Source organism: Paenibacillus sp. FSL R7-0204 (assembly GCF_038002225.1).
Lineage (GTDB): Bacteria > Bacillota > Bacilli > Paenibacillales > Paenibacillaceae > Paenibacillus_AQ.
In genome coordinates, this window is sequence record NZ_JBBOCA010000001.1 from 2,369,868 (window position 1) to 2,393,404 (window position 23,537).

General features: G+C 53.9%; 14 protein-coding genes. 12 read left to right on the forward strand and 2 right to left on the reverse strand.

The window, feature by feature from the left end; genetic code table 11:
- Positions 1–155 precede the first annotated feature (155 nt).
- The 5 genes from MKX42_RS10600 (at position 156) to MKX42_RS10620 (ending at position 7,720) form a co-directional block, all read left to right on the forward strand.
- Entirely contained in the window at positions 156–1,739 is a 1,584-nt protein-coding gene (locus MKX42_RS10600; RefSeq protein WP_340752461.1) for an acyl CoA:acetate/3-ketoacid CoA transferase, read from the forward strand.
- Positions 1,740–1,795: 56 nt separating this feature from the next.
- Positions 1,796–3,031, forward strand: coding sequence for an L-lactate MFS transporter (locus MKX42_RS10605; protein ID WP_340752462.1), 1,236 nt, complete (start codon positions 1,796–1,798; stop codon positions 3,029–3,031).
- 55 nt (positions 3,032–3,086) lie between these two features.
- Complete coding sequence (locus MKX42_RS10610; RefSeq protein ID WP_036724044.1) at positions 3,087–4,040, forward strand: DUF561 domain-containing protein; 954 nt, start codon at positions 3,087–3,089, stop codon at positions 4,038–4,040.
- Positions 4,041–4,145: 105 nt separating this feature from the next.
- Complete coding sequence (locus MKX42_RS10615; RefSeq protein ID WP_340752463.1) at positions 4,146–5,537, forward strand: sigma-54 interaction domain-containing protein; 1,392 nt, start codon at positions 4,146–4,148, stop codon at positions 5,535–5,537.
- A 65-nt stretch (positions 5,538–5,602) separates the two neighbouring features.
- A complete protein-coding gene (locus MKX42_RS10620; RefSeq protein WP_340752464.1) occupies positions 5,603–7,720 on the forward strand; it encodes a serine hydrolase in 2,118 nt (705 codons plus the stop codon).
- Between the two features lie 285 nt (positions 7,721–8,005).
- On the opposite strand, the gene MKX42_RS10625 is transcribed toward MKX42_RS10620, so the two are convergent.
- Complete coding sequence (locus tag MKX42_RS10625; RefSeq protein WP_340752465.1) at positions 8,006–8,995, reverse strand: ankyrin repeat domain-containing protein; 990 nt, start codon at positions 8,993–8,995, stop codon at positions 8,006–8,008.
- Positions 8,996–9,323: 328 nt separating this feature from the next.
- A complete protein-coding gene (locus tag MKX42_RS10630) occupies positions 9,324–13,049 on the reverse strand; it encodes a glycoside hydrolase family 9 protein (protein ID WP_340752466.1) in 3,726 nt (1,241 codons plus the stop codon).
- Between the two features lie 320 nt (positions 13,050–13,369).
- On the opposite strand from MKX42_RS10630, the gene MKX42_RS10635 reads away from it, so the two are divergent.
- From MKX42_RS10635 to MKX42_RS10665, 7 genes are all read left to right on the forward strand, one after another.
- Positions 13,370–14,734, forward strand: coding sequence for a response regulator (locus MKX42_RS10635; protein WP_340752467.1), 1,365 nt, complete (start codon positions 13,370–13,372; stop codon positions 14,732–14,734).
- 43 nt (positions 14,735–14,777) lie between these two features.
- The gene (locus tag MKX42_RS10640; protein WP_340752468.1) at positions 14,778–16,499 is read left to right on the forward strand and encodes a sensor histidine kinase; all 1,722 of its coding nucleotides are present in this window, start codon (positions 14,778–14,780) and stop codon (positions 16,497–16,499) included.
- 104 nt (positions 16,500–16,603) lie between these two features.
- Positions 16,604–17,539, forward strand: a complete 936-nt coding sequence (locus MKX42_RS10645) for an ABC transporter permease (protein ID WP_340752469.1) — start codon at positions 16,604–16,606, stop codon at positions 17,537–17,539.
- Positions 17,540–17,558: 19 nt separating this feature from the next.
- Positions 17,559–18,470: a carbohydrate ABC transporter permease gene (locus MKX42_RS10650; protein WP_340752470.1), complete on the forward strand. Its 912-nt coding sequence runs from the start codon at positions 17,559–17,561 to the stop codon at positions 18,468–18,470.
- Positions 18,471–18,537: 67 nt separating this feature from the next.
- A complete protein-coding gene (locus tag MKX42_RS10655; RefSeq protein WP_340752471.1) occupies positions 18,538–20,118 on the forward strand; it encodes an ABC transporter substrate-binding protein in 1,581 nt (526 codons plus the stop codon).
- Between the two features lie 86 nt (positions 20,119–20,204).
- A complete protein-coding gene (locus MKX42_RS10660; protein WP_340752472.1) occupies positions 20,205–21,308 on the forward strand; it encodes a glycoside hydrolase family 88 protein in 1,104 nt (367 codons plus the stop codon).
- Positions 21,309–21,344: 36 nt separating this feature from the next.
- Entirely contained in the window at positions 21,345–23,513 is a 2,169-nt protein-coding gene (locus tag MKX42_RS10665; protein WP_340752473.1) for a GH92 family glycosyl hydrolase, read from the forward strand.
- The last annotated feature ends 24 nt before the right edge of the window (positions 23,514–23,537 follow it).

Below are 23,537 nucleotides of genomic sequence, written 5' to 3' on the forward strand. Positions count from 1 at the left end.
TATTGACCGGTTCTTTTTTCTGTAATACGATGACATTGCGAAATATTTCACAAGGAAAATGAGACGCACATAGCAGCAATTAGGAGACACACAGAAGGGCCATTATTTTTTTAACAAGTGTAGTGAAAAAATTCACATAAAGAGGAGCAGATGAAATGACAAAAGTAATTTCAGCAGCCAAAGCAGCAGAACTTATCAAGGATGGAGATACCGTAGCAGCGAGTGGATTCGGATTATCCTGCTGGGCAGAAGAGATGGGGATCGCCATTGAAGAGCGTTTCGTGCAGACCGGACAACCGAAGAATCTGACCGTGATGCATGCCAGCGCAGTCGGCAACCGCCGTGATAAGGGGATGAGCCACCTGGGACATGAAGGCCTTATCAAACGCTGGATTGGCGGTATCGCCATCGCTTCCCCGGGATTGGCCAAGCTGATTGAAGAGGATAAATGCGAAGCCTACAACCTGCCTCAGGGTGTCATTACCCAGCTCTACCGCGAGATTGCGGCTAAGCGCCCGGGTGTGATTACCAAGGTAGGCATGGAGACCTTCGTCGATCCCCGCGTGGAGGGCGGCAAGATGTCCCCGTCCACGAAAGAAGACATTGTGAAGGTGATTGAATTAGAAGGTGAAGAGTGGCTGTTCTATAAGACCTTCCCGATTCAGATTGCCCTGATCCGCGGAACCGTAGCGGACGAGAACGGTAACCTGACGCTGGAAAAAGAAGGCCTGCACATGGAGGTTCTGCCGATCGCCCAGGCCGTCCGCAATTCCGGCGGTATCGTGATCGCCCAGGTAGAGACCGTGGCCAAGAATGGCACCTTGAATCCCAAGGATGTGAAGGTTCCGGGCATTCTGGTAGATTACCTCGTCGTGTCCACCCCGGAGAATCATTACCAGACCGAGAATACACAGTATAATCCGGCGTTCTCCGGTCATGTGAAAGTGCCTGTAGATTCGATTGAAATCCTGCCGCTGGATGAGCGCAAAATCATCTCCCGCCGCACAGCCGTAGAGCTTCAGCCGAATACCATTCTGAATCTCGGCGTCGGCATCCCGGTGAATGTAGCGAACATTGCTGCTGAAGAGGGCGTGGACGACCAGCTGATTCTGACCACAGAGGCAGGCTCGATCGGCGGGGTTCCAGCAGGTCTGAAGGACTTCGGCCATGCGTACAACTCCGAGGCGATTGTAGATCATGATGCTCAGTTTGACTTCTATGACGGCGGCGGTATTGACTTGTCCGTCCTTGGCCTGGCCCAGACGGATGAGTCGGGGAACGTGAATGTCAGCAAATTCGGCACACGGGTAGCGGGCTGCGGCGGATTCATCAATATCTCTCAGGCGGCGAAGAAGCTGGTGTTCGCGGGTACTTTTACAGCGGGCGGGCTGCAGATCAAGGTGGAGAACGGCAAGCTGCACATCATTCAAGAGGGCAAAGCCAAGAAATTCATCAAAAAGGTACAGCAGATCACCTTCAGCGGATCTTATGCCGCCAAGGTTCAGCAGCCGGTTGTGTATGTTACGGAACGCGCCGTCTTTGAACTGCTGAACGGGAAAATGACCTTAACCGAAATCGCGCCAGGCATCGACCTGCAGACAGAGATTCTGGATCAGATGGACTTCAAGCCGGTCATTTCACCGGATTTGAAGGAAATGGACGCGGCTATGTTCCAAGAGAACTGGGGCATGCTGAAGTCGATTATCGCCGATAAGAACCGGGTGCTGCAGGAAGTATAGTCAATGTAAGTGCCGTAAGCTGAACTTATAAAACTAACTAAAAAAGGGATGATACCATGAACGTACAGTTGAACCGCTGGAGGATCTTGATTGCCTCAACGATCATTAATATCTGTGTAGGCGCCATTTATGCTTTTAGTATTTTCGCACTGCCATTAACGAAGGTTTTCAGCGTGAGCATGCCGGATATTATGATTGCTTTTACCATTAATGCAGCGATTTCCCCAATTCCGATGATCCTAGGCGGTAAGCTGGTGGATAAAGGGGGGGCCAAGAAGGCAGTCTTTATCGGCGGTGCGATGTTCGGGATTGGGTTCATTCTCTCGGGCCTGGCTACTGCACCTTGGATGCTGTATATCACCTATGGTGTCATTACCGGGATTGGTCAGGGAATCGTGTATTCCTCGACCATTGGCAACAGCGTGAAGCTCTTTCCGGATAAAAGAGGTCTGGCAGCGGGGATCGTTACAGCCGGATATGGCGGCGGCACCATCGCTATCGCTCCTATCGCTAATGCGCTGATCACCAGTGGTGGTGTACAGTCTGCCTTAATTACGCTCGGTGTTGCTTTCCTGGTGATTATTCTAGGACTTGGCTTGCTCGTCAAACCTGCCCCGGCCGGTTATGCTCCTGAAGGCTGGACCCCTCCGGTAACCAGAGCAGCCAAGGCGGGAGTGAATGTACCATGGAACGAGATGATCAAGAAGCCGTTATTCTATGTGATTGCCTGCCTGTTTCTGATCGGTGCCCTGTCTGGTATGATGGTAACCGCGAATGCATCGGTAATTGGTCAAAAAATGTTCGGCTTAACCGCAGCAGCAGCAGCACTCTACGTAAGCTTGTACTCGCTGAGCAACTGCCTGGGCCGTGTGTTCTGGGGCGCAGTGTCCGATAGAATCGGCCGCGTGAAATGCCTGCTGATGATCTATCTGGTCATTGCAGCTATGATGCTCACGATTGCTTTATCGTCTTCTGTTGCCGGATTTGCTGTCGCCATTGCCGGAATCGGCCTGTGCTTCGGCGGAACAATGGGCATCTTCCCGTCCATTGTCGGTGAGAAATTCGGTATGAAATATTACGGCGTGAACTACGGTGTCACCTTCATCGGCTACTCGGGAGCCGCATTCTTCGGACCGAGAATTGCCGGCAGTGTAGCGGCAGCCAATGACGGCAACTTCACGAACGCCTTTTACATCGCATTGGTCATCTCCCTGGTCGGCTTCGCCTTAACCTTCGTCTACAAAGCGATGGAGAAGCAGAAGCCCGAGCCGGAAGTGGCTAAGGCGGCTTAAGGAACGGCCGGAAGTTCAAATAAACAACATTAATTAATATATGGAGGTAATTATAATGTCGATTACACAACTGTTAGGAATTAAATATCCGATTTTCCAGGGCGGTATGGCTCAGATTGCGGTGTCTCCACTGGTAGGCGCTGTGTCCAATGCGGGCGGGCTGGGCATTATCGGCTCCGGCGGCTTCACCGCCGACCGTCTCCGTGACGAGATCCGCAAGGCCAAAGCAAGCACCGACAAGCCGTTTGCCGTCAACCTGATGCTGATGATGAACAATATCCCTGAGCTGATCCAGGTTATTATTGAAGAAGGCGTGAAGATCGTAACCACAGGCGCAGGCACACCCGCTCCTTATATGCCGATTCTGAAGGAACATGGCATTATCGTGATTCCGGTAGTCCCTTCCGTCAAAATCGCCAAGAAAATGGAAGCGCTCGGTGTCGATGCGATTGTAGCTGAGGGAACGGAAGCTGGCGGACATGTAGGTGAAACAACGACTATGGCCTTGCTGCCGCAAGTTGCCAGTGCGGTATCGATTCCGGTAATCGGGGCCGGCGGGATTGCCGATGGACGCGGGATTGCCGCTGCTTTTGCACTCGGAGCCCAAGGTGTTCAGGTTGGAACCCGGTTCCTCGCGACCGTGGAATGCCCGACACATGAGAACTTCAAGCTGGCAGTCATCAACGCCGATGATACCAGCACAACCGTAACTGGCCGCAGCCTCGGCGGTCCGGTAAGAAGCATTAAGAACAGCATGATTGCCGAATTCCTCAGAATGGAGAATGAGAAGGCATCGCGTGAGGAGCTGGAGAGCTTAAGCTTGGGCTCGCTGCGCAGAGCTGTATTTGAAGGAGATACCGATACCGGCTCCGTCATGGCAGGACAGATCTGCGGGATGGTCAACAAGATTACCACCGTGGAAGAGATGATCACCACCATGTTCGCTGAGGCGCAGGAAGTCATGGACAAGATGGGCAAAGTAACCTTTGAAGCTGTAGCACATGCCTAATTAAGGTTTTGCTAACCATTAGCCAAATGGTATCATTTATATAATGATGCGGTTTGGCTTTTTGTCTAGGTGGAATGTAAGCGTTAATCTCATGGGTTGGGACTGATGAATGTGACCAAAAAAAACAAAAATACAGGTAAACCCGCGTTCGAAGAACTCGTGGAAGAATATCCGTCTACGTTATTTGTTACCGATCAGAACGGGAATATCTTAATCTCCAATGAATTTACCGCGCTAACCATTGGCATCCATCTGGAGGAGCTGCTTAAGGCGAACGTTCAGGATCTGGTCAAGGCGGGCTATTACGCTCACTCTATTACTATGGAGGCTATTGCGACCAAGCAGAAGGTATCCAAAACCGTCAATACCTCCAGAGGCTTCCATGTCTTCTCGTCGGCGATTCCCATTCTGGATAAGGACGGGGAGGTACAACTGGTAGTTACCACCTCCAATGAATTCAGCCAGGAGCAGAATTACTATGAAGCGAATGTGCCTGTCGCCCAGCAGATTCAGAAGCAGTTAGGCGGTATGGCGGCAGAGAAGAAGAAGGGCATCGTGGCTGAGAGTCTGGCGATGAAGCAGATTATCAAGGTCTGCAACCAGATTGCCTCTTACGACAGCAAGGTGCTGATCTACGGCGAATCCGGCACGGGCAAAGAGGTGATCGCCAAGTACATCCATCTGAAGAGCGAGAAGTGGAAGGGACCGTTCATTCCGATTAACTGCGCTGCGATTGCTCCGGCTCTTTTTGAATATGAATTGTTCGGGTACGAGAAGGGCGTGCTTGAGGGGCAGACGGAGGTCAAGGCCGGTATGATTGAAATTGCGAGCGGCGGAGTGCTGTTCCTGGATGAGATTGCAGATATGCCGATGGAGATGCAGGCCAAATTGTTGCGGGTGCTTGAGAATAATGAAGTGCGACGCGTGGGCGGCATTACCAATATTCCGGTCCATTGCCGCGTGATTGCCGCTACCAACCGGGATCTGTGGAGTCTGGTCAAGAAGGGGCTGTTCCGCGAAGATCTGTATTACCGGATCAACGTCATTCCGATTCATATCCCGCCTCTGCGCAACCGCAAGCTGGACCTGGTAGGGTTAATCTCCAGCTTCATCGCCAGCTTCAATGAGATGTACGGCAAGAAATATGTGCTCAGTGCCGAAGAGTTCGACAAGATGCTGAACGAGCCCTGGCATGGGAACGTGAGAGAACTAAGGAATTACATCGAGAGGCTGGTCGTAACCGAGCATGTGGCCCTGAGTCTGCAGGAAGAGGAGCCGGCCTACGACTGGTTCTCCCTGGACCATTTTATCGAGAAGAATAAGCAGCAGCTCTCCACCCTGAAGGATTTCACTGCCATAGCTGAAGGGCATTATATCAAAAAAGTGCTTAAAGACTGCTCCGGAAATGGGACAGAAGCGGCCAAGCGGTTGAGTGTGGACCGGTCGGTGATTTACAGAAAGCTGAAGAAGATGGAAGAGGTGCTGCGATTTAAATGAACCTATTTCCAGGATAAGACGTATTATCACTGTGCGTGTTATTCTATGGAAATGGAGTGAATTGAATGAAACTATCATTGTTGCGCCGCCGCTCTGCCTTTTGGACGAGGACCGTGCTATCGGCTGCACTGGTTCTGACACTTACGGCTCCGGCTGTTCAGGCCGCCGCCGTTCCCCCTGCTTCTACCGCTCCGGCAGCAGCCACTGCAGCAGCCAAGCCGCTGACAACAGAGAATGCTGCGGCCTTCCTCAAGCAATTCTTCAGTTCGGATGCGGTGAAAGCGCAGCTATCCGGTGCGGTTGTTGTGGTGGTGAAGGATGGCAAGACGGTTATCGAAGAAGGCTTCGGATTTGCAGATAAGGATGCCAAAAGTAAGGTAGACCCTGACAAAACAGTCTTCCGTCTGGCCTCGGTATCCAAAACCTTCACTGCGACTGCCGCTATGCAGCTCGTTGAGCAAGGCAAGCTAGATTTGAAAGCGGATTTTCAGACTTATACTGGTCCGATGGCCTTCGACAACCCCTTTGGGGTTCCGGTAACTGTGGGGGATCTGCTGACCCACACCACAGGCTTCCGCATTCAAGACCCGCTGCCGGAAGACATCAATGAGGATTTCACCACCAAGGTGTCCATTGAGGATTATGTGGTGAAGCATATGCCTCCGGTGGTGCGTGAGCCGGGCACTTCCTACATGTATGACAATTTCGCTTCGCTGCTGCTCGGTCTGGTGGTGGAGAAGGCCAGCGGCATGCCTTATGAGGATTATATGCAGCAGCATGTCTTCGCCCCGCTGAAGATGGATTCAAGCGGCTTCCTGCTGGAAGGTAAGCTGAAGGACAATCTTGCAACAGCCTATGACGCCACGGGCAAAAAGGTTGATCTCTACAACGTGACGCCAACCGTGATGCCGCATGGCGGCATGTTGTCCACCGGCGATGATGTCGGGAGGTTCATGACGGCTTTTCTGAACGGGGGAGCAGCGGGTACGAACCGCATCCTTAAGGCAGATACCGTACAATCGATGGAGGAATACCGTTCTTCCATTCATCCGATGCTGCCGAATACCACTTACGGCTTTGAAGCGGCTTTCCAGCTTCCCGGCGCTGGCAGCAGCCCGAAGATTATCACCAAGGCCGGTGATTTGATTGGATTCAGCTCTTATATGTTCCTTATTCCCGAGCAGAATACTGGGGTGTTCATTGGCTATAATCAGCAAAGTACACTGCGTGAGCTGTTCTACCCGGCTTTTATCCAGACGTTCTTCCCGCAATATGCCGCACCGGTGAAGCTGGATGCTTACAAGCCGATGAGCGCTGATGCACTGAAGGCATTCACCGGCTACTATGCGGATCTCCGTATCAAGAGTCTGGTGTCTACTGTGTCTGTGCAGAATGGCGCGTTAACGATTAATGATGCTTTCCTGGGTTCCCGCAAGCTGATCCAGATAGATGATAACCTGTTCAAGGATGAGCTGACCGGCAAATTAACGGGCTTCGCCATGAAGGATGGCGGACAAAGCGCGTATATGAAGGAGCCTTACCTCAATCCGTTCAGTTATGCCCAGAAGGGGCCGGACGGCGCAGGTTATGCCGACGTTCCCGCGAGCCATCCTTATGCAGCTCCGGTTCAGATGCTTCAGTCGCTGGGGTATCTGACGAATGATGCCACGCTGAGCTTCCAGCCTGAGGCGGGCGTTACGCGCGCCCAGTATGTGCGGCTGATGATGGAGAGCAGCGGACTTAAGGGAAGCACTACTGAGAAGCTGGCCTTCCCGGATCTGCAGGGCCATCCCGATGCCGCTTATATCCAGCAGGCCGTTGAGCTGGGAATGATTGAAGGAACGGCAAGAGGAGAATTCCAGCCGGACCGGGTGATCTCCCGTCAGGAGGCCGCAGTCATGATCTGGAGAATGTACACTGCGAAGTACCCGGATAAGCTTTTCCAGAAGGTGAAGCTGTCCGGCACTACGGATAAATGGGCAGTTCCCGCAGTGAAAATGGCCGTCGCCCTGGGCCTGTACGGACCGGACTTCAAGCCGGATGCCAAGGGCGCTATGGACTACAAGGCCAGAGCCGCGCTGAGCAAGAAGGAGAACGCCGCCATCTTGTATGCGTTGTTCATGAACCCGATCGATCAGATCGTGACCAAGCTGTCGCAGCAGGCTGGGGACGGAGGGAAGTAAGAACCTGTGCTTTCAGCAGGTATGAATAGTGTGCCGGAGCTTCCGGCGACAATGAACACAGGACCAGCCTTGAGCTGGTCCTGTTTCGTTGTGGGCTGCCATTCCGTATAAGGGCGGGCATGGGACTAGATGAGTCGATGAGGAATAAAAGGGATAAATCCCTTTGGTGAGGGTGGAGGTGGGCAGTATGAGGAAATGAGAGGGATAAATCCCATTGGTGAGAGTGGAGGAGGGCAGTATGAGGAAATGAAGAGCACTAGTGCACCTAATTCCGCCCAGCACAACTTACAGATGTGCGGACTGAGCACCCAGCCTCTCCAGCCATGCGGCCAGTTCTGTGGCATGGCTACGCCTCGCGGCGTCCAGGGGCGTGAGGCCGTCCCATGGGGAAGGCCAGTTCAGCTCGGCTCCCCGGGCGAGCAGGAATTCGGCGGCGGCGCGTTGTCCGCCGTGGCAGGCGCACCAGAACGCTACGTTTATCTCGTCCGGTGCTGCTGAAGCGGAGCTTGCACCCCATGGGTAGCGGCGCGGAAGCGGATGTCCGGCGAAGTGTGCCTCCATCGCATCTAGCAGACCGAGTGCGGCCGCGTGCCAGAGTGCAGGCTGCGCACCGCGTTCCACCAGCCGCTGCGCCGCCCGCCATTGTGCGAACGCCACGGCATCGTCCAGCGGGGTCCCGCCGGCGATAACCGCACCCGATGCCTCGATGTCGGCCCCGGCATCGAGCAGCAGGTCCAGTACCTCGACGTCATCGCAGCTCGCTGCCCAGTGCAGCGGCGTCTCGCTGTGCGGACCGCTGAACTGCGCATTTACCTCTGCGCCTGCCTCAATGAGCACGGTGACAACCGCTGCATTATTGGGATAATGCCCCGGCCAATCGGTGGCAATATGCAGCAGCGTGCGCGACATTCCGCGACCAGTGCCGCCGCTAGTATTATTAGTCCCAGCGTCGGCACTATTAGCTTTGCCAGGGCCTTCGCTGCTAACCCCAGTGTTGCTAATGTGCCCGCCGCCAGTTTCAGAGTTAGCAGTGACTTCATGACTAGTCTCAGCATTGCCAGCGCCCACGCTGCTAGTTTCAGCATCGCCAGTCTCCCCGCTGCCTTCATTACTTGCACGCCCCGCTTCAGTCCCAACAATCCGTGCTGTAGCCAGCCCCGGGTGACCGGCCAGCAGTTGTGTCAATCCCGGCACATCGCCGGTACGAATCGCCTGTACCACAGACTTCGCCAGCGGATCGTCAACAGTCAGCCACATGATATCTTCATCACTCATCGTAGAACCCCTCCGTTCATTCGCTATCACTCCAGTCCTCCACATCCTGTCAACAGTCTGCGGGTTGTAGCTGTGACAGCCCCGATGTTACAGCGATGCACTCTGGTAATAATGCTATCAGACTGCACCGCTGTGCATGGTTATAGTATATCCTTTCTCTATTCCACCTTCAAACTCGTCAATTTCTTCTCACTGGAGCTAAAGTACGGGGTATTCCTTCGGCTCATTGCTAACTCTGAAGCTCTCCGCTAACCCAGCGCTTCCCCGCCAATCCCACGACTTCCTGCTAACCCTGTGCCTCTCCGCCAATCCCACACCTCTCTACAACTTACGGCTCTTCACTAACCTCCGGCACACTCTGCATCCCGGTGCTTACCGCATCAGTGAAGGTGTCGGTGGTGTGGAAGTAATAGGAATGTTGGCCCGGGGGCAGCTTGGTCTTGTATTGATAGATTCTGCCGTCTGCATAATTCGTGTCTCCCGGATTTAGAGGCTGCATTTTGCGGACAACGCCGTCCAGAATCAGCTCCAAAGTGAATGGAGGCTGATTGTCCGCGTCGGTATAGGTTACATTGAAGGTGAACTCGGTCTGCGGAGTGCCGGTAGTGTGATTTACCCCTCCTGCGGTCAGCGTGGGCACGCTTCCGCTGACTCTATTGGTCGCTTTGATCTCGTCAACCAGCATTTGCCCCGGAGTGACGGTATTCTGCTTCAGCCAGATGGACATCTTCAGCGTCCGTTTATCGATGGCAGGTGTCAGGGCATTGAGATCGAATTGCAGATCACTCCAATTCGCAGGAACCTCGACCCAGCCGCCTGTCAGATTGTAGGTTCTTTTGCCGTCATTGATCTCAATCCGTGTTCTAAGGTCAGGCGAGGCCGGATTCTCAAGACTGATATTCAGATATTGATAGCCGCTCAGATCGACCACATCGTTCCACGGCTGGAATTTGGCCGCTGAGTTCACACTAGCCGGGGTCTGGCTGAACTGTCCGGCGGTACGACCGTCTGCGGTTACCTTGGTGAACGTCCCTGTGCCGCCGTTCTGGTTATACCAGTTGACCCAGGTGGTGTTGGCCGCTGAACCGCCCCAGAACCCGCTGCCTCCGAAATCATCATATAACAGCGGAGTGGAAGGGTCCGGCAACGGTGGAGCTACGGTGTAATGAGTGGAGCTATAGGTGTACCCGCCGGAAGGACCCTTGGCGCGGACATCCACTCTCCGGTTGGTATAAGGCAAGGACTGGCTCTCATCAATGAGCGCAGCGTAGACAGCGCCGCTCACCGAGGAATACACATTCCCGGAGACAGTCATCGGCTGATAGGGCAATCCGGTTGCCGCATATTCCACATCGCTCAGCCCTTCCCCCGCCTGGGCAAAAACAGTCACCTCTCCCCGTACCCATTCACCAATCACCGGAGAGAGTACCGGCAGGGCAGGCGGTACCTCTGCATGATCTGCACCTGCCCCCGGCGTAGCGCTTAATCCCATAACGGTATAGAGCAGTCCGGCTTGGATGCTAATACTGAATTCGTTGTACCGCCACTGGTTCGTATCATCCAGATAGAGGGAACGGTCCTCATACCACGGGCTTACACTGCTTTTATTCTTAGGGTCCTTCATATTAGGTCCGCTGACCATCGCCCCCGGAAGGATAATCCCGGTGTCACCCGCAGTATTGGATTCCTCATTGTAGCGGGTATGCGGGAACATCACATGATGGGTGCCAATGCCCGATACCCAGCTGATATTCCACGGATTCTCTCCGAACACCCAGTACATTCCTTTCACCACTGCCTGAAGCGCTGCCGGATCACCGAATAATTCGTAATACCGCAGCATGTCCCCCAGATAAGAAGCATGAGGTTCGTTCACCCCGAAGTTTTTGAACTGGTTCAGGACTCCATACGGGGTATCGTCGGACATGGAGAGGAAGAAGTCGGCTTGCCCCTTGAGCAGGCTGTGAATATGAGACTGCGTTGCAGCATCGGCAACCGGATAGAATTCAGCCATGGACAGCGGGCTCATATCCCAGTAGTTCGTGGAGGAGATGTCGCCCAGGGTTAAGGTGTTAATCGTATTTGTGGCTGCATTCTTATACCGGGTATCGCCGGTCAACAGGTACAGCTCCACATCTGCCAGCAGCTTGGAATTAGGGATGCCTCCTCTGGTGGAGTAAGATCCGATGGGACCGTCAGGATTGGCAACCACATATTCATAAAAGGTAACCGCCGCGTTCTCGCATTGATTGGCGAAATCCGTCAGCTCCGCAATCTGGGATGCCGCGATATCACCTTCGCTAACCGCAGTACGGATGGCCCGTGCGGTTGCGGCAAGCGTGCCTGCGGACTTAGCGGAGCCGCCGACACTCAGGTCCGTCAGCTTCCGGTCATCGGCGGAGCCGGAGACATTGTCGGTGGATTTCTCGGGATGAACGAAAGAAGCATTATTCCGCAGGTTATACATTTCCCCGCCGAGCTGATCCGCGAACTTAATGAGGTATTCACTGCCGAAGACCGCTTCATCTACCAGGTCCGGGATACCATTGCTTTCGTTATCGTACTTCACGCTGTCTTGGTCAGCATACCGTGTATAAGCCAAGGCAATCTCTGCGCCGACCCATTGGTTGCCGCCATATTTGCCGTAATCCCCGGCATCATACCAGCTTCCCGTCAGATCATAATGGGTCAGGCCGTCCGCAGACTGGGCATCATCCAGATGACCTGCGGCATGGTAGAGCTTGGCCGAAGGAGCGACGCTGCTGTAGCCTGCCGGATAAGCGTCACTGGTCGCTACGGAGGCCCGTTGAAGCCGGTAAAAGGCCGTCATTTCATCCTTATATTGATCCCACAGATTCGGAGCGATCTCAAAAGAGTAGGAATATACCTGATTACTCCGCACTCGATACTGGTTCCCCGAATCAGTGACAGGTGTGAAGCCGATGGAGTAGACATGCTTGTTCCAATGCAGACCCTCATAGGTCATGGTGCCTGAATAGACCACATTAGTCCCGTCCAGTATTTCATAAGTGGCATCTGTGACGGTGGTGTCTGAGATGAGCTTGGCATTCTTGAGATCACCTGCGCTATATCCGGCCTGACTCACGGCAATATCAATTACGGAGGAGGCCTGGACAACACTCAGCGTCTGGACACTGGTAGCGACTTCATCCGAGGTCGTATCGGTAGTATGGAAATAGTAGGTATGGGGCCCGGCCGGAAGCTTCGTCATGTACCTGTAGCTTTTGCCGTCGGTGTAAGTCTGATCGGCGGGGTCCGTCTCGCGCATGGCATAGGCGGTATCATCAATAATGACCTGGACGGCAAAAGGAGGCTCATTATCCGGGTCGGTATACGTAACTTCAAAGGTGAAATTGGTGTTCTGGTTGTAGCTGCCGTCCGTATTGGCTGTCATCCCTGCCGGACTTAGCTGGGGAGCGGCCCCGCTGGATGCTGTAGTGAACACAATATCATCGACCAGCATTTCCCCGTAAGTCCCCCCGCCTTGTCGCAGCCAGATTTCCAGCTTCACCTTCTTCTTCTGAATCTTGGGCGACAAGGCATCAAGATCGAACTGCAGATCGGTCCAGGCAGCCGTGGCGGGAACATAGCCTCCGGTCAGATTGTAATTGGTAATCCCGTCGCTGATGACGACACGAATAAGGGACTGGGCATACCCTGCATTGTTCAGCGACAGATTCATATAACGGTAGCCTGAGAGGTCGAAGGTCTCGTTCATCGGCTGAAACTTGGCCCAGGAGGAAGAGGAGCTTGGGGTTTGCGTGAATTTTCCTATGGTGCGGGTGCCTTGTGTGGTCTTGGTGAAGGTTCCGCTGCCGCCGCTCTGATTGAACCAGTTGGTCCAGTTCTGCTTGAACACTCCTCCGCCGGCGAAATTATCATATAAGAGAGGGTGAGCGGGACCCGGCAAGGGAGCGACAGCAGCGGCGGCAGGCCGGGGGAGCAGAGCAACACTGCATAGAATTAACAACAGACTGAGGCTTACAGATACGAACTTGTGAAATCTCTGGGGGAATGGACTTCGGATGAACATCGTAGAACCTCCTCATAATGGAATATCGTTAACCCTGCTCTCCTTTCTTTTATATGAAAACGCTTGCAAAGGTAGCATAAAAGAGTTACTATCACTAATCCATGATGAATTACAGGAAATATGTGATCTATACTAGGGGTGTAAAGGAGCTATATCCATGAAACGGGGGACGAATAGAAGCTGGCGGCACAATATGCGGAAATAGATCACAGAAAAGCGGAAATAGATCATCTACGCTTATTTATTGCAAGTGTACTGTGGTACACAGAAGCACCTGAAGCTGCCTGGCGATGAATTGGCAATCGAAAGAGGGGGACATCATGTATAAAATTCTCGTTGTGGATGATGAGCCGAGAGTGAGTGCGGGGATCCGAAACTTCCTGCTCACTTCCGATATGAACATCACGGAGGTGGAGACGGCCATCAATGGCTTTGAAGCGATTGACTATTTACGGATGGATCATTATGATCTGGTGCTTACCGATATCCAGATGGGCCGGATGAGTGGAATTGAATTAATGGAGAATATCTATATGGAGCAGTGGAATGTTCCGGTGATCGTCATTTCAGCCCATGAGAAGTTTGATTTCGCCAAAAAATCGCTCCGGCTGGGAGCCAAGGATTATCTGGTGAAGCCGGTGGAGCGGACGGAGCTGCTGCGGGTGGTGCGCAAAGCGTTAACCCAGAAGGAGCTTCCTGAGAAAAGCTCGCAGGCGGAGCATAGTCACATCCGGGAGCATTCCCGGCGCGAGGAGTGGCTGATGGAGCTGGTCACCGAGCGGAATCTGACGCCGCAGGATATTGAAGAGATCACGGGCGAATTGGGCGGCCTGCTGCAAGGGCCCTATTTCGGAGTGATCTCCATCCGTATAGATTACAGCCAGGCCGGATTCAGCCGCCAGCAGGTTACGCTACATGACCGCAAGCTGCTGAAATATGCGGCCCTCAATATTATAAACGAAACGTTGACCGAATGGGACGGCATAACCTTTAACGGCTTCGGCCATTCGATCATCAGCCTCATTCAGTTATCCGCTGAAGATATGGGGGATCCCCAGGTTAGAGTGCACTCGCAGATCCAGATGATCGGGCAGATGATCGCCATGAACCTGAAGCAGCATTTGAATGCGGAGGCTATTATCGGACTCAGCACACTCGGCGGGGGTGTCTCTACACTTCCCGGACTGCTGGAAGAAGCGGATACGGCTGCCGGGCGGAGCAGTGTTCATCCCGGGCAAAAGGTGTTCTATTATGGCGACATCGCCATGCAGGAGCATCTGAACAGAGGGCAGCAGCAGATGGATTCGCCGCTGCCGCCGCAGGACCCGGCCGGAGACCCGAGTGTAATCTCACGGATTACAAGCTACATCCAGAACCATTACCGGAATCCGGCGCTGAAGATCCAGGATATTTCCGAGGAGGTCCATTTCAGCGCGGCGCATCTGGGTTATATTTTCAAACGCGAGATGCGGATGAATCTGTGGGATTATGTGACCGCCCTGCGGATGGAGGAGGCCAAGCATCTGATGGCTACTACAGACAAAAAGCGGTATGAAGTTGCTTATGCGGTCGGGTATGAATCGCCGGAGCATTTCAGCCGGATGTTCAAACGGGTGCTGGGCCTGACCCCGGCGGAATTCCGCAAGCAGGCCAGAGGAGGGGAACGGGCTGAAGCAGAAGCTTAGACAGAGGCTCAAACAGAGGCTGAGACTCAGACTGAAGCATAAAGTGATTCTGGCGTTCCTGCTGTGCATCGTGCTGCCTTTTATCGTGGTGGGCTGGGTCTCTGCATATGTGGCGCTGAACACCATCAAGGAGGAGGTCGGCAGTACGACTCTGCAATTGGTCAAGCAGAATCATGTCACGATTGATAAGACCCTGTCTGCGGTTAACGACCGGACGATAACGCTGCTCGACAGCCAGTTCTTCAGCAACCCGGAAGGATACAGCTTCTGGACCGGAATTGACACGCTGAATGAGATCCGGCAGGCCGACAATATACTGGATAGCTGGTCCACCGGCGGCACGGAATATGCCATATATATGAAGAATATTGAGCGCAGGGCAACGCCGTTCGATCTGTCCTACAAGACCAAAGGCTTCAAATACCTGGATGGGGCCAGCGGCGGCTTGCCTGAGCTTAACACCAGTCTGATGGATGTCAGCGGCGCAGGAGCGCTGCGTGTCATTCCGTCCGGGAGCGGCGAGAACACGATCTCCTTCATGCGCAGCATTCTGAATCCCCGCAATTATAACGAGGTGATCGGCCTGCTGGCCGTCAACAAGATAGAAGTCATGCTGACCCGTGACATGGTCTCGGTGGAGCAGCCTGCCGCTGCCGGGGCATTCTTGTTCAATACCAGCGGGGAGCTGCTGATGTCCACCGGCGTAGGCGGCCTTACCCCCGGCGAGCTTGGCAAGCACCTCGAACCGGATGTCCCCTATGGCTATACCTTTGCGCAAGAAGGCGGAGAGGAATGGCTGTATGCGTATTCGGACAGCTCCAGATTCCACACCAGATTATTGTACAAAATCCCGTTAGAGTCCATAACCGGCAAGCTCATCTGGTTTCAGCGGCTGCTTGTGGTGATCTCGTTCATTTTCTTGGCGTTCGTCCTGACGTTTGTCCTGTATATGGTAAGACTTGTGGTGAGGCCTGTGGTCGAGCTGGTCTCGGTGATGAAGATCTATGAGCCCGGCAAAAAGCTGCCGCTATCCGAGGAACCGCTGCGCCAGGATGAATTCGGCATTCTCCAAGGCTCCTTCGTCAGAATGACCCGCAGGCTGGACCATTCAATTGAAGAGAATTACGGGATGCAGTTGAAGCAGAAGGAATATGAGCTGCTCATGCTCCAGTCCCAGATTACCCCGCATTATCTGTACAACACCCTCGATTCGATCTATTGGTATGCGCTGGACAGCGGAAATACCGAGGTCGGCGAAATGGTCCGCGACTTGTCGATGCTGCTGCGGATCGGCCTCAGCCGGGGGCGGAAGATGATTACGGTGGGGGAGGAGCTGGAGCATGCACAGGCATACACCCGGCTTCAGACCAAGCGTTACCCGGATACCTTTGAGGTCCGGTGGCAGATTGACGATGCCTTGCGGGACTTCGAGATGCCCAAGGTGATCATTCAGCCGCTGATTGAGAATGCTATTCTTCACGGCGTGCGCGGCATGGATGGAGAAGGAGAGATCCGGGTCTCGGCGGTGCAGGCAGAGGGCATGCTGCGCTTCACCGTAGAGGATAACGGACATCTGCCGGTAGATCTGGAGGAGCTTAAGGCCATACTGGAAGAAGAGCAGAGTCCGAGAGGATACGGGATCAGGAACGTGCATCAGCGCATCCGGCTCCATTACGGGGAGGCCTACGGGCTGGCTTATGAGCGGACCGGGGACGGATGGACACGGGCAGTGATTACCTTGCCGCTGAAGCCGGGCGGGGTCTGAGGCAGCGAGAACGGACTTGTAAAAGATCACAGTTATGCGGGAATGCATCATCGAAGCGGAGGGCAGATGGTTCTATAATTAGTCCATGAAAGGAGTAATGGACCATGAGTAGAGCCACTGGATTCTCAAGATTTATCCATGCTATGTGGAAGTACAAGGCGCTGACACTGATGCTGCTGCCTGCAGTGCTTGTCCTGCTGGCGCACAGCTATCTGCCGATGTTCGGCATATTTATTGCTTTTAAAAATGTGAATTATATGGACGGGATCTGGGGCAGTCCCTGGGTGGGGCTGGATAATTTCAGCTTCCTGTTCTCTTCGGGGGACATGTGGCGGATTGTGCGCAATACGCTGCTGTACAGTCTGACCTTCATGATCCTGAACCTAGTGCTGTCGGTGTCGATTGCGGTAGCCATCAATGAGATCCGGCGGCGGCTGCTGGCGAAGGTGTACCAGAGCTTCATCATCCTGCCGCACTTCCTGTCCATGGTAGTGGTGAGTTATCTCGTATACGCTTTCCTGCAGCCGGATCACGGCTTCATTAATGCCACAGTGCTTAAGGCCTTCGGTCAAGACCCGATCTTCTGGTACTCGGAGAAGGAATATTGGCCTTACATTCTGGTGTTTGTCAACGCCTGGAAGCATGCAGGCTTCGGCGCAGTGATCTATATCGCGGCGATTGCCGGAATTGATCCGGAATATTATGAGGCGGCGCTGATTGACGGGGCTTCCAAGTGGAAGCAGATTACGCATATCACGCTCCCTTTTATCCGGCCGGTCATCATTATTATGACGATTCTGTCCATGGGCAGCATCTTTAGCTCCGACTTCGGGCTGTTCTTCCAGGTGCCTATGAATTCAGGAGCGCTGTATCCGGTAACGGATACCGTGGATACATATGTCTACCGCGCCCTGATGCAATTGAATGATATCGGCATGTCCTCGGCCACGGCGCTTGTGCAGTCTGTTGTCGGATTCATCATGGTCATTGCGACGAACAGCATCGTCCGGAGAATCGACCGTGAACAGGCACTATTCTAATGAAGAAGGGAGAACCCTTATGAACAGCAACTCCAGTTATTCTATCGGCAGCAACTCGGCCACTTCCAATGTACTTTTGAACCTGGCCTTCGTCATTCTCTCCCTTTTGTGCTTTCTGCCTGTTCTGCTTGTGATCATTGTCTCCTTCACAGACGGGCAGTCCATTCTGACTCAGGGGTACAGCTTCATTCCGAATAAGTGGTCCTTCATTGCCTATGAGTCGATCTTCAAGGACTGGATGACGATTGTGTCGGGATATCGCGTGAGTTTCACCATCACTATTGCAGGTACAGCGCTTAGCGTGCTGCTCATGGCAATGTATGCTTATCCCATCTCGCGTGCGGATTATCCGTTCCGTAATGTGTTTACCTTCTTCTTGTTCTTCACGATGTTGTTCAATGGCGGGATGGTCAGCAGATATCTGATCTATACGCAGGCGCTGCATATCAAGGATTCGTATATGGCACTGATTCTGCCCATGCTGATTGTGCCGTTCAACGTCATTATTATGCGGACCTTCTTCCAGACGACCATTCATCCGGCGGTGATCGAATCGGCCAGAATTGACGGTGCGGGGGAGCTGAGAATCTTCCTGCGGATCGTTCTGCCGCTCTCGTTGCCGGTCCTGGCGACCATGGCCCTGTTCAGTACCATCGGCTATTGGAACGACTGGTTCAATGCGCTGCTGTATATCACCAGCGAGGACAAATATCCGCTGCAGTATTTGATGATGCGCGTCCTCAACGATGTGCAGTATCTGCGCAATAATGTGGAGCTGGCTGCCCAGAATCCCAATATGATGAAGAATCTTCCGAACGAATCCCTGCAGATGGCTATGGCGGTGATCGGGATGGGACCGATTCTGATTGCGTATCCGTTCTTTCAGAAGTATTTTGTCAAAGGGCTGACGGTAGGGGCAGTGAAGGGTTAAAGCGTGGTGGAACCGGCGATCAGACTGCCGTTCTATATATAAGTATGAACAACTAGGGAGGGTTAATATGACAAAGGTAAAAAAGCGCAAACCGCTATTCACGGCGATGATTCTGGTGCTGGCTTTATCCTTGCAGGCGTGCTCCGGCGGCAATAACGGGGGGGCTGCCAAGCCGGAGGCTTCCAGCGGAGCAGCAGCTACGAACAGTGCAAGCAGCGCGGAGCCAGCCGGCGGGACAGCATCACTGAAGCCTTACGAGGTGTCCATTATCTACTTCGGTGCGCCGCAGCGGGATGATGCGCTGGTGGAAGCCAAGCTGAGTGAATATTTCAAAGAGAAATTCAATGCCACCGTTGATCTTCAGCCGATTGCCTCCAGTGAATACAAGCAGAAGACGGAGCTGATGCTCAATGCCGGTGAGCCGATGGATCTGGTGTTTACCGCGTCATGGCTGAATTTCTTCGGCAATGTGGCCAAGGGAGCTTTTCTGGATCTGGATGATCTGCTGGCGAAGTATGGGCAGGGCATCACAGAAAACCTTAATCCGATCTATCTGGAGGCTCCGCGCTACAAAGGCAAATTATACGGCATTCCGACCAACAAAGAGATTACCCAAGGCAAGGCCTACACGTACCGCAAGGATATCATCGACAAATATAATATTCCTATCGAGGATATTAAGACGATGTCAGACTTTGAACCCTGGTTCAAGCTGCTGAAGGAGAAGGAGCCGGAGCTGATTCTGGACTTCCTCAAGGAATCGGGCGAAGGGATGATGTATGAGACCCGCTCGAACTTCCGCGCTATCGGGCCGACGCCGAACAAGATTCCTTTATTCCTCTATGACTACACAAATACAGATAACATCCAGATTAAGTCAGTCGTTGATCCGGAGATTTCATCCATTGCCAAAGCCGAGTATGAGCTGAACCGCAGCTATTACGAGAAGGGCTATATCAACAGCGATGCTGCGACTACAACGACAGAGATCGGGGATTTACGCAAGCAGGGCAAGATCTGGATGCAGCAGGCGGTCTGGAAGCCGGGCGCGGATATTGAGCTGAAAATCGCCTCGGACAATAAATATGATTTCGTGTCCAAGGTAATTGAAGAGCCTATCGTGACCACGGATCTGGCAGCCGGGTCCATGTTCTCCATCTCCCGCACCTCCAAAGACCCGGAGCGGGCGATGATGGTCTTGAATGCGCTGCATACCGATCCGTATGCCGTGAACCTGTTCGTTAACGGGATCGAAGGTACCCATTACAAGAAGATTAGCGAGAACCGGATCGAGCCGATTGCCGATTCCGGGTATGGCAGTTCTGCCCTGTTCTGGGTGGTCGGCAATCAGCTGATCAATTATCTGAAGCCGGGCCAGCCGGATGATCTGTATACAAGCTGGAAGCAATTCAATGATGAGGCCAAACGCTCTCCATTGCTGGGCTTCGTCTTCGATGAATCTCCGGTGAAGAACGAGATTACCCAGCTCACCTCGGTCATTGGTGAATACCGGGCCGCAAGCACAGGGGCGATTCCTGACCCTGCCAAGATGCTTGCGGAACGCAATGAGAAATTGAAGAAGGCCGGCATTGAGAAGGTCAAGACCGAACTGCAGACCCAGATTGATGCCTGGAAAGCAGCGCAATAACTGACAGTGCGAGGATGGCAGGAGGTCCGTTATTTCCGGGCATCCTGCCCTCTAATTTGTAGACGAGAAAGGAAGACCTAGAGACTATGGAGACTTGGATCAACGAAGCCTGGGACTACGCCCAGCACAAATTAAGCCGTACACGGAGCCGGATCGGAGCCACCTTCCCGAATGCCACCTACGGAGGACAATATGATGCGCGTGACCCGGATTGCTGGACTAACGGATTCTGGCCGGGCATTCTGTGGCTGGCTTACCGGGCCACAGGCGATGAGGAATACCGGCGCATTGCCGAGAGCTGCGAGGAGCAACTAGACGGACCTCTTCAGGAATATGAACAGCTCCATCACGATAACGGCTTCCTCTGGAGTCTGTCAGCGGTTGCCGATTACAAGCTCACCGGTAACAGGCTGTCCCGGAGAAGAGGGCTGATCGCTGCCAGCCATCTGGCCAGCCGGTTCAATCTCAAGGGGAATTTCATCCGTGCCTGGCTGCATGAAGGCAGTGAAGGGCTGGCGATCATCGACTGCATGATGAATCTTGGACTGCTGTACTGGGCCAGCGGGGAACTGCAGGACCCCCGGTACCGTCACATCGCCGTCGCCCATTCGGAAATGGCGCTGCGGGAATTCATCCGCGAGGACGGCTCGGTGCATCATATTGTCCGGTTCGATCCTGAGACAGGAGAGCGGATCGAAGCGCTGGGCGGACAAGGGTATAGTCCGGATTCCGCCTGGTCGCGCGGATCTGCCTGGGCGATCTACGGATTCGCGATCGGATACCGGTATACGGGTGACATCCGCTTCATGAATGCTGCCAAGGCGGCAGCGGATTATTTCGCCGCACATTTGCCGGAGGATCTGGTGCCGCCCTGGGATTTCCGCGCCCCGGCAGATCAGCTATGGGCCAAGGACTCAACGGCGGCAGCCTGTGCGGCCAGCGGGATGCTGGAGATAGCCTATCTGCTGGAGGGAGAAGAAGGCGACCGGTACCGGAAGATCGGCAGTGCCATCACGGAATCGCTGTTCCGCCATTACGCGCCGGAAGACCCGGCGGAAGAAGCGCTCATTACCAAGGGGACCGGCAGCTTCCCGGCCAATGCCGAAGTGGAGGTGCCGATCATTTACGGCGACTATTTCTTTCTGGAAGCTTTGCTGAAGCTCAAGGGAGAGAATGAAATCTTTTGGTAGAGGGAATAGATTCATGGCAAGGAAGGAGGACCTGATTTGAGTAAAAGAAGAGTGGACGATGTAGATCCGTTCATCGGCGTGGACGGGGAGAATAACTGCCTGTGCGGACCCTATCTGCCGAACAGTATCGTCCGGTTGGGCCCGGATACCCTGCCGCCCCAGCTATCCCACGGCTACGACAGCTCGCGGCCGATTATCCGGTTCAGTCATACGCATGTCAGCGGAACCGGGGGCGGCGGGCGTTATGGCAATGTCGGCTTCACCCCCTATACCGGAATGCCGCGGTTTCAGTTAGACCCCTATGAGAAGGGGGATGAACATGCCGAAGCAGGGTATTACAGCGTGAAGCTGCTGCCTGCTGCCATCCAGGCTGAACTGACCAGCACGATGCGGACCGGAGTCCACCGTTACACCTATCCGGCTGATGCATCGGCGGGCTTGCTGATTGACGGAGGGGCGGTGATTCAGGTTGGCGGGGATGAACCCGGGAAGACCACCGGAGTCTCGACCGGGGGGTATATTGAAGTTCTGTCCGGGTATGAGCTGGCAGGCCGCTGCGACCTGCGCGGGGGCTGGGGGCATGAATTCCCCTATTCCGTCTACTTCTATATCCGCTTCGACCAGCCGATACAGAGCCACATGCTGATGGATGCGGGCGGAGTACGCCAAGGGGCGTCTGTGGATGGCCCGAATTGCAAGGCCTCCCTTAGCTTCGGCAACTGCGGAGTCCTGGTGGCGAAGACTGGCATTTCTTATGTAAGTACCGGCAAGGCCAGAGCCAGTGTGGACCGGGAAGCGTCCGCCGGATTCGATGACATACGCCAGGCGGCTAGTAACATCTGGGAGGATAAACTCAGCAGGGCCACCGTGGAAGGGGGGAGCGGGGAGCATACCCGGCTGTTCTATACCCTGATGGCCCGTCTGTTCTGTATGCCGAGTGACCTCGGAGTTGACGATGAGAACTTTGCCTGGAAATCAGGGGTCCGGCATTATACCGACCTGTACGCGCTCTGGGATAGTGTGCGGAACGCGAATTCGTTGATTACACTGCTCGATCCGCAGCTTGAAGCGGATATCCTGAATTGTCTGCTGGATATCGCGGATCATACCGGCTGGCTGCCGGACGCCTGGATCATGGGGCATAGCGCCATGATCCAAGGGGGAAGCTCCGCAGATATTCTGTTCTGTGAAGCTGCGCTGAAGAAGCTTGAGGGCATCGACTATGCGAAGGCCCTCAAGCAGATGCGCAAGAATAATGAGGTTCCCTCGCCGGATACCTGGCTCTATGGCCGTCATCTGAAGGATTACCACTCCTTAGGCTACCTGTCCACGGATGTGAAGAAGAATTGTGTCTCCCGTCATATGGAATATGCCTATCAGGACTGGTGCATCGGTCGGCTGGCTGAGGTTCTGGAGCAGGAAGAGACGGCGGAGGACTATTATACAAGCTCGGAGAAGCTATGGAATCTATGGCGCGAGGATATGAAGTGTTTTGCACCCCGGCTGCCCGGCGGTGAATGGGTAACGTCATTTGACCCGGAATCCTGCCTGCCGGATTCGTGGAACGATCCGTATTTCTACGAAGGCACCAGTCTGCAATGGTCATTCAGCACACATCATGATTTTTATGGACTGGTTGAACGGCATGGGGGGAAGGAGGCATTCATCCGGCATTTGGATTATTTTTTTGACGGGGGATTCTATAACTCCAAAGAAACCATGCTGCATATTCCTTACCTGTACATTTATGCAGGAAGACCGGATAAGGCGGCGGACCGGGTGCGGGAATGTCTGGAGACTTACTTCCGCGCTGAACGTGACGGATTGGGGGATAACGAGGATATGGGCTGCCAGAGTGCCTTCTACATCTGTTCAGCCATGGGCTTGTATCCGTTGATGGGCCAAGACCTCTATTTCCTCGTTCCTCCGGTATTCAATAAGGTGACGCTGCTGCTGGGCGCACAGGCGAATCCGGTACCTCTGACGATTGAGACACAAGGAGCAGGCAGTGGGTCCGGCAAAAGGTATATTCTGTCCGCTTCGCTCAATGGTCAGGAGCTGGACCGTGCATGGGTCCGCCATGAAGAAATCGCCGGAGGAGGCAAGCTTCTCCTGGAGCTGGGTGCTGAACCCGGAGAGTGGGGAAACCTAATTCCACCTTCTCCGCTCGCGGAGCGGGAGCAAGGCAAACAACCGTCAAGGTAGGGCAGTTGGCTCAAGGAGAGAATA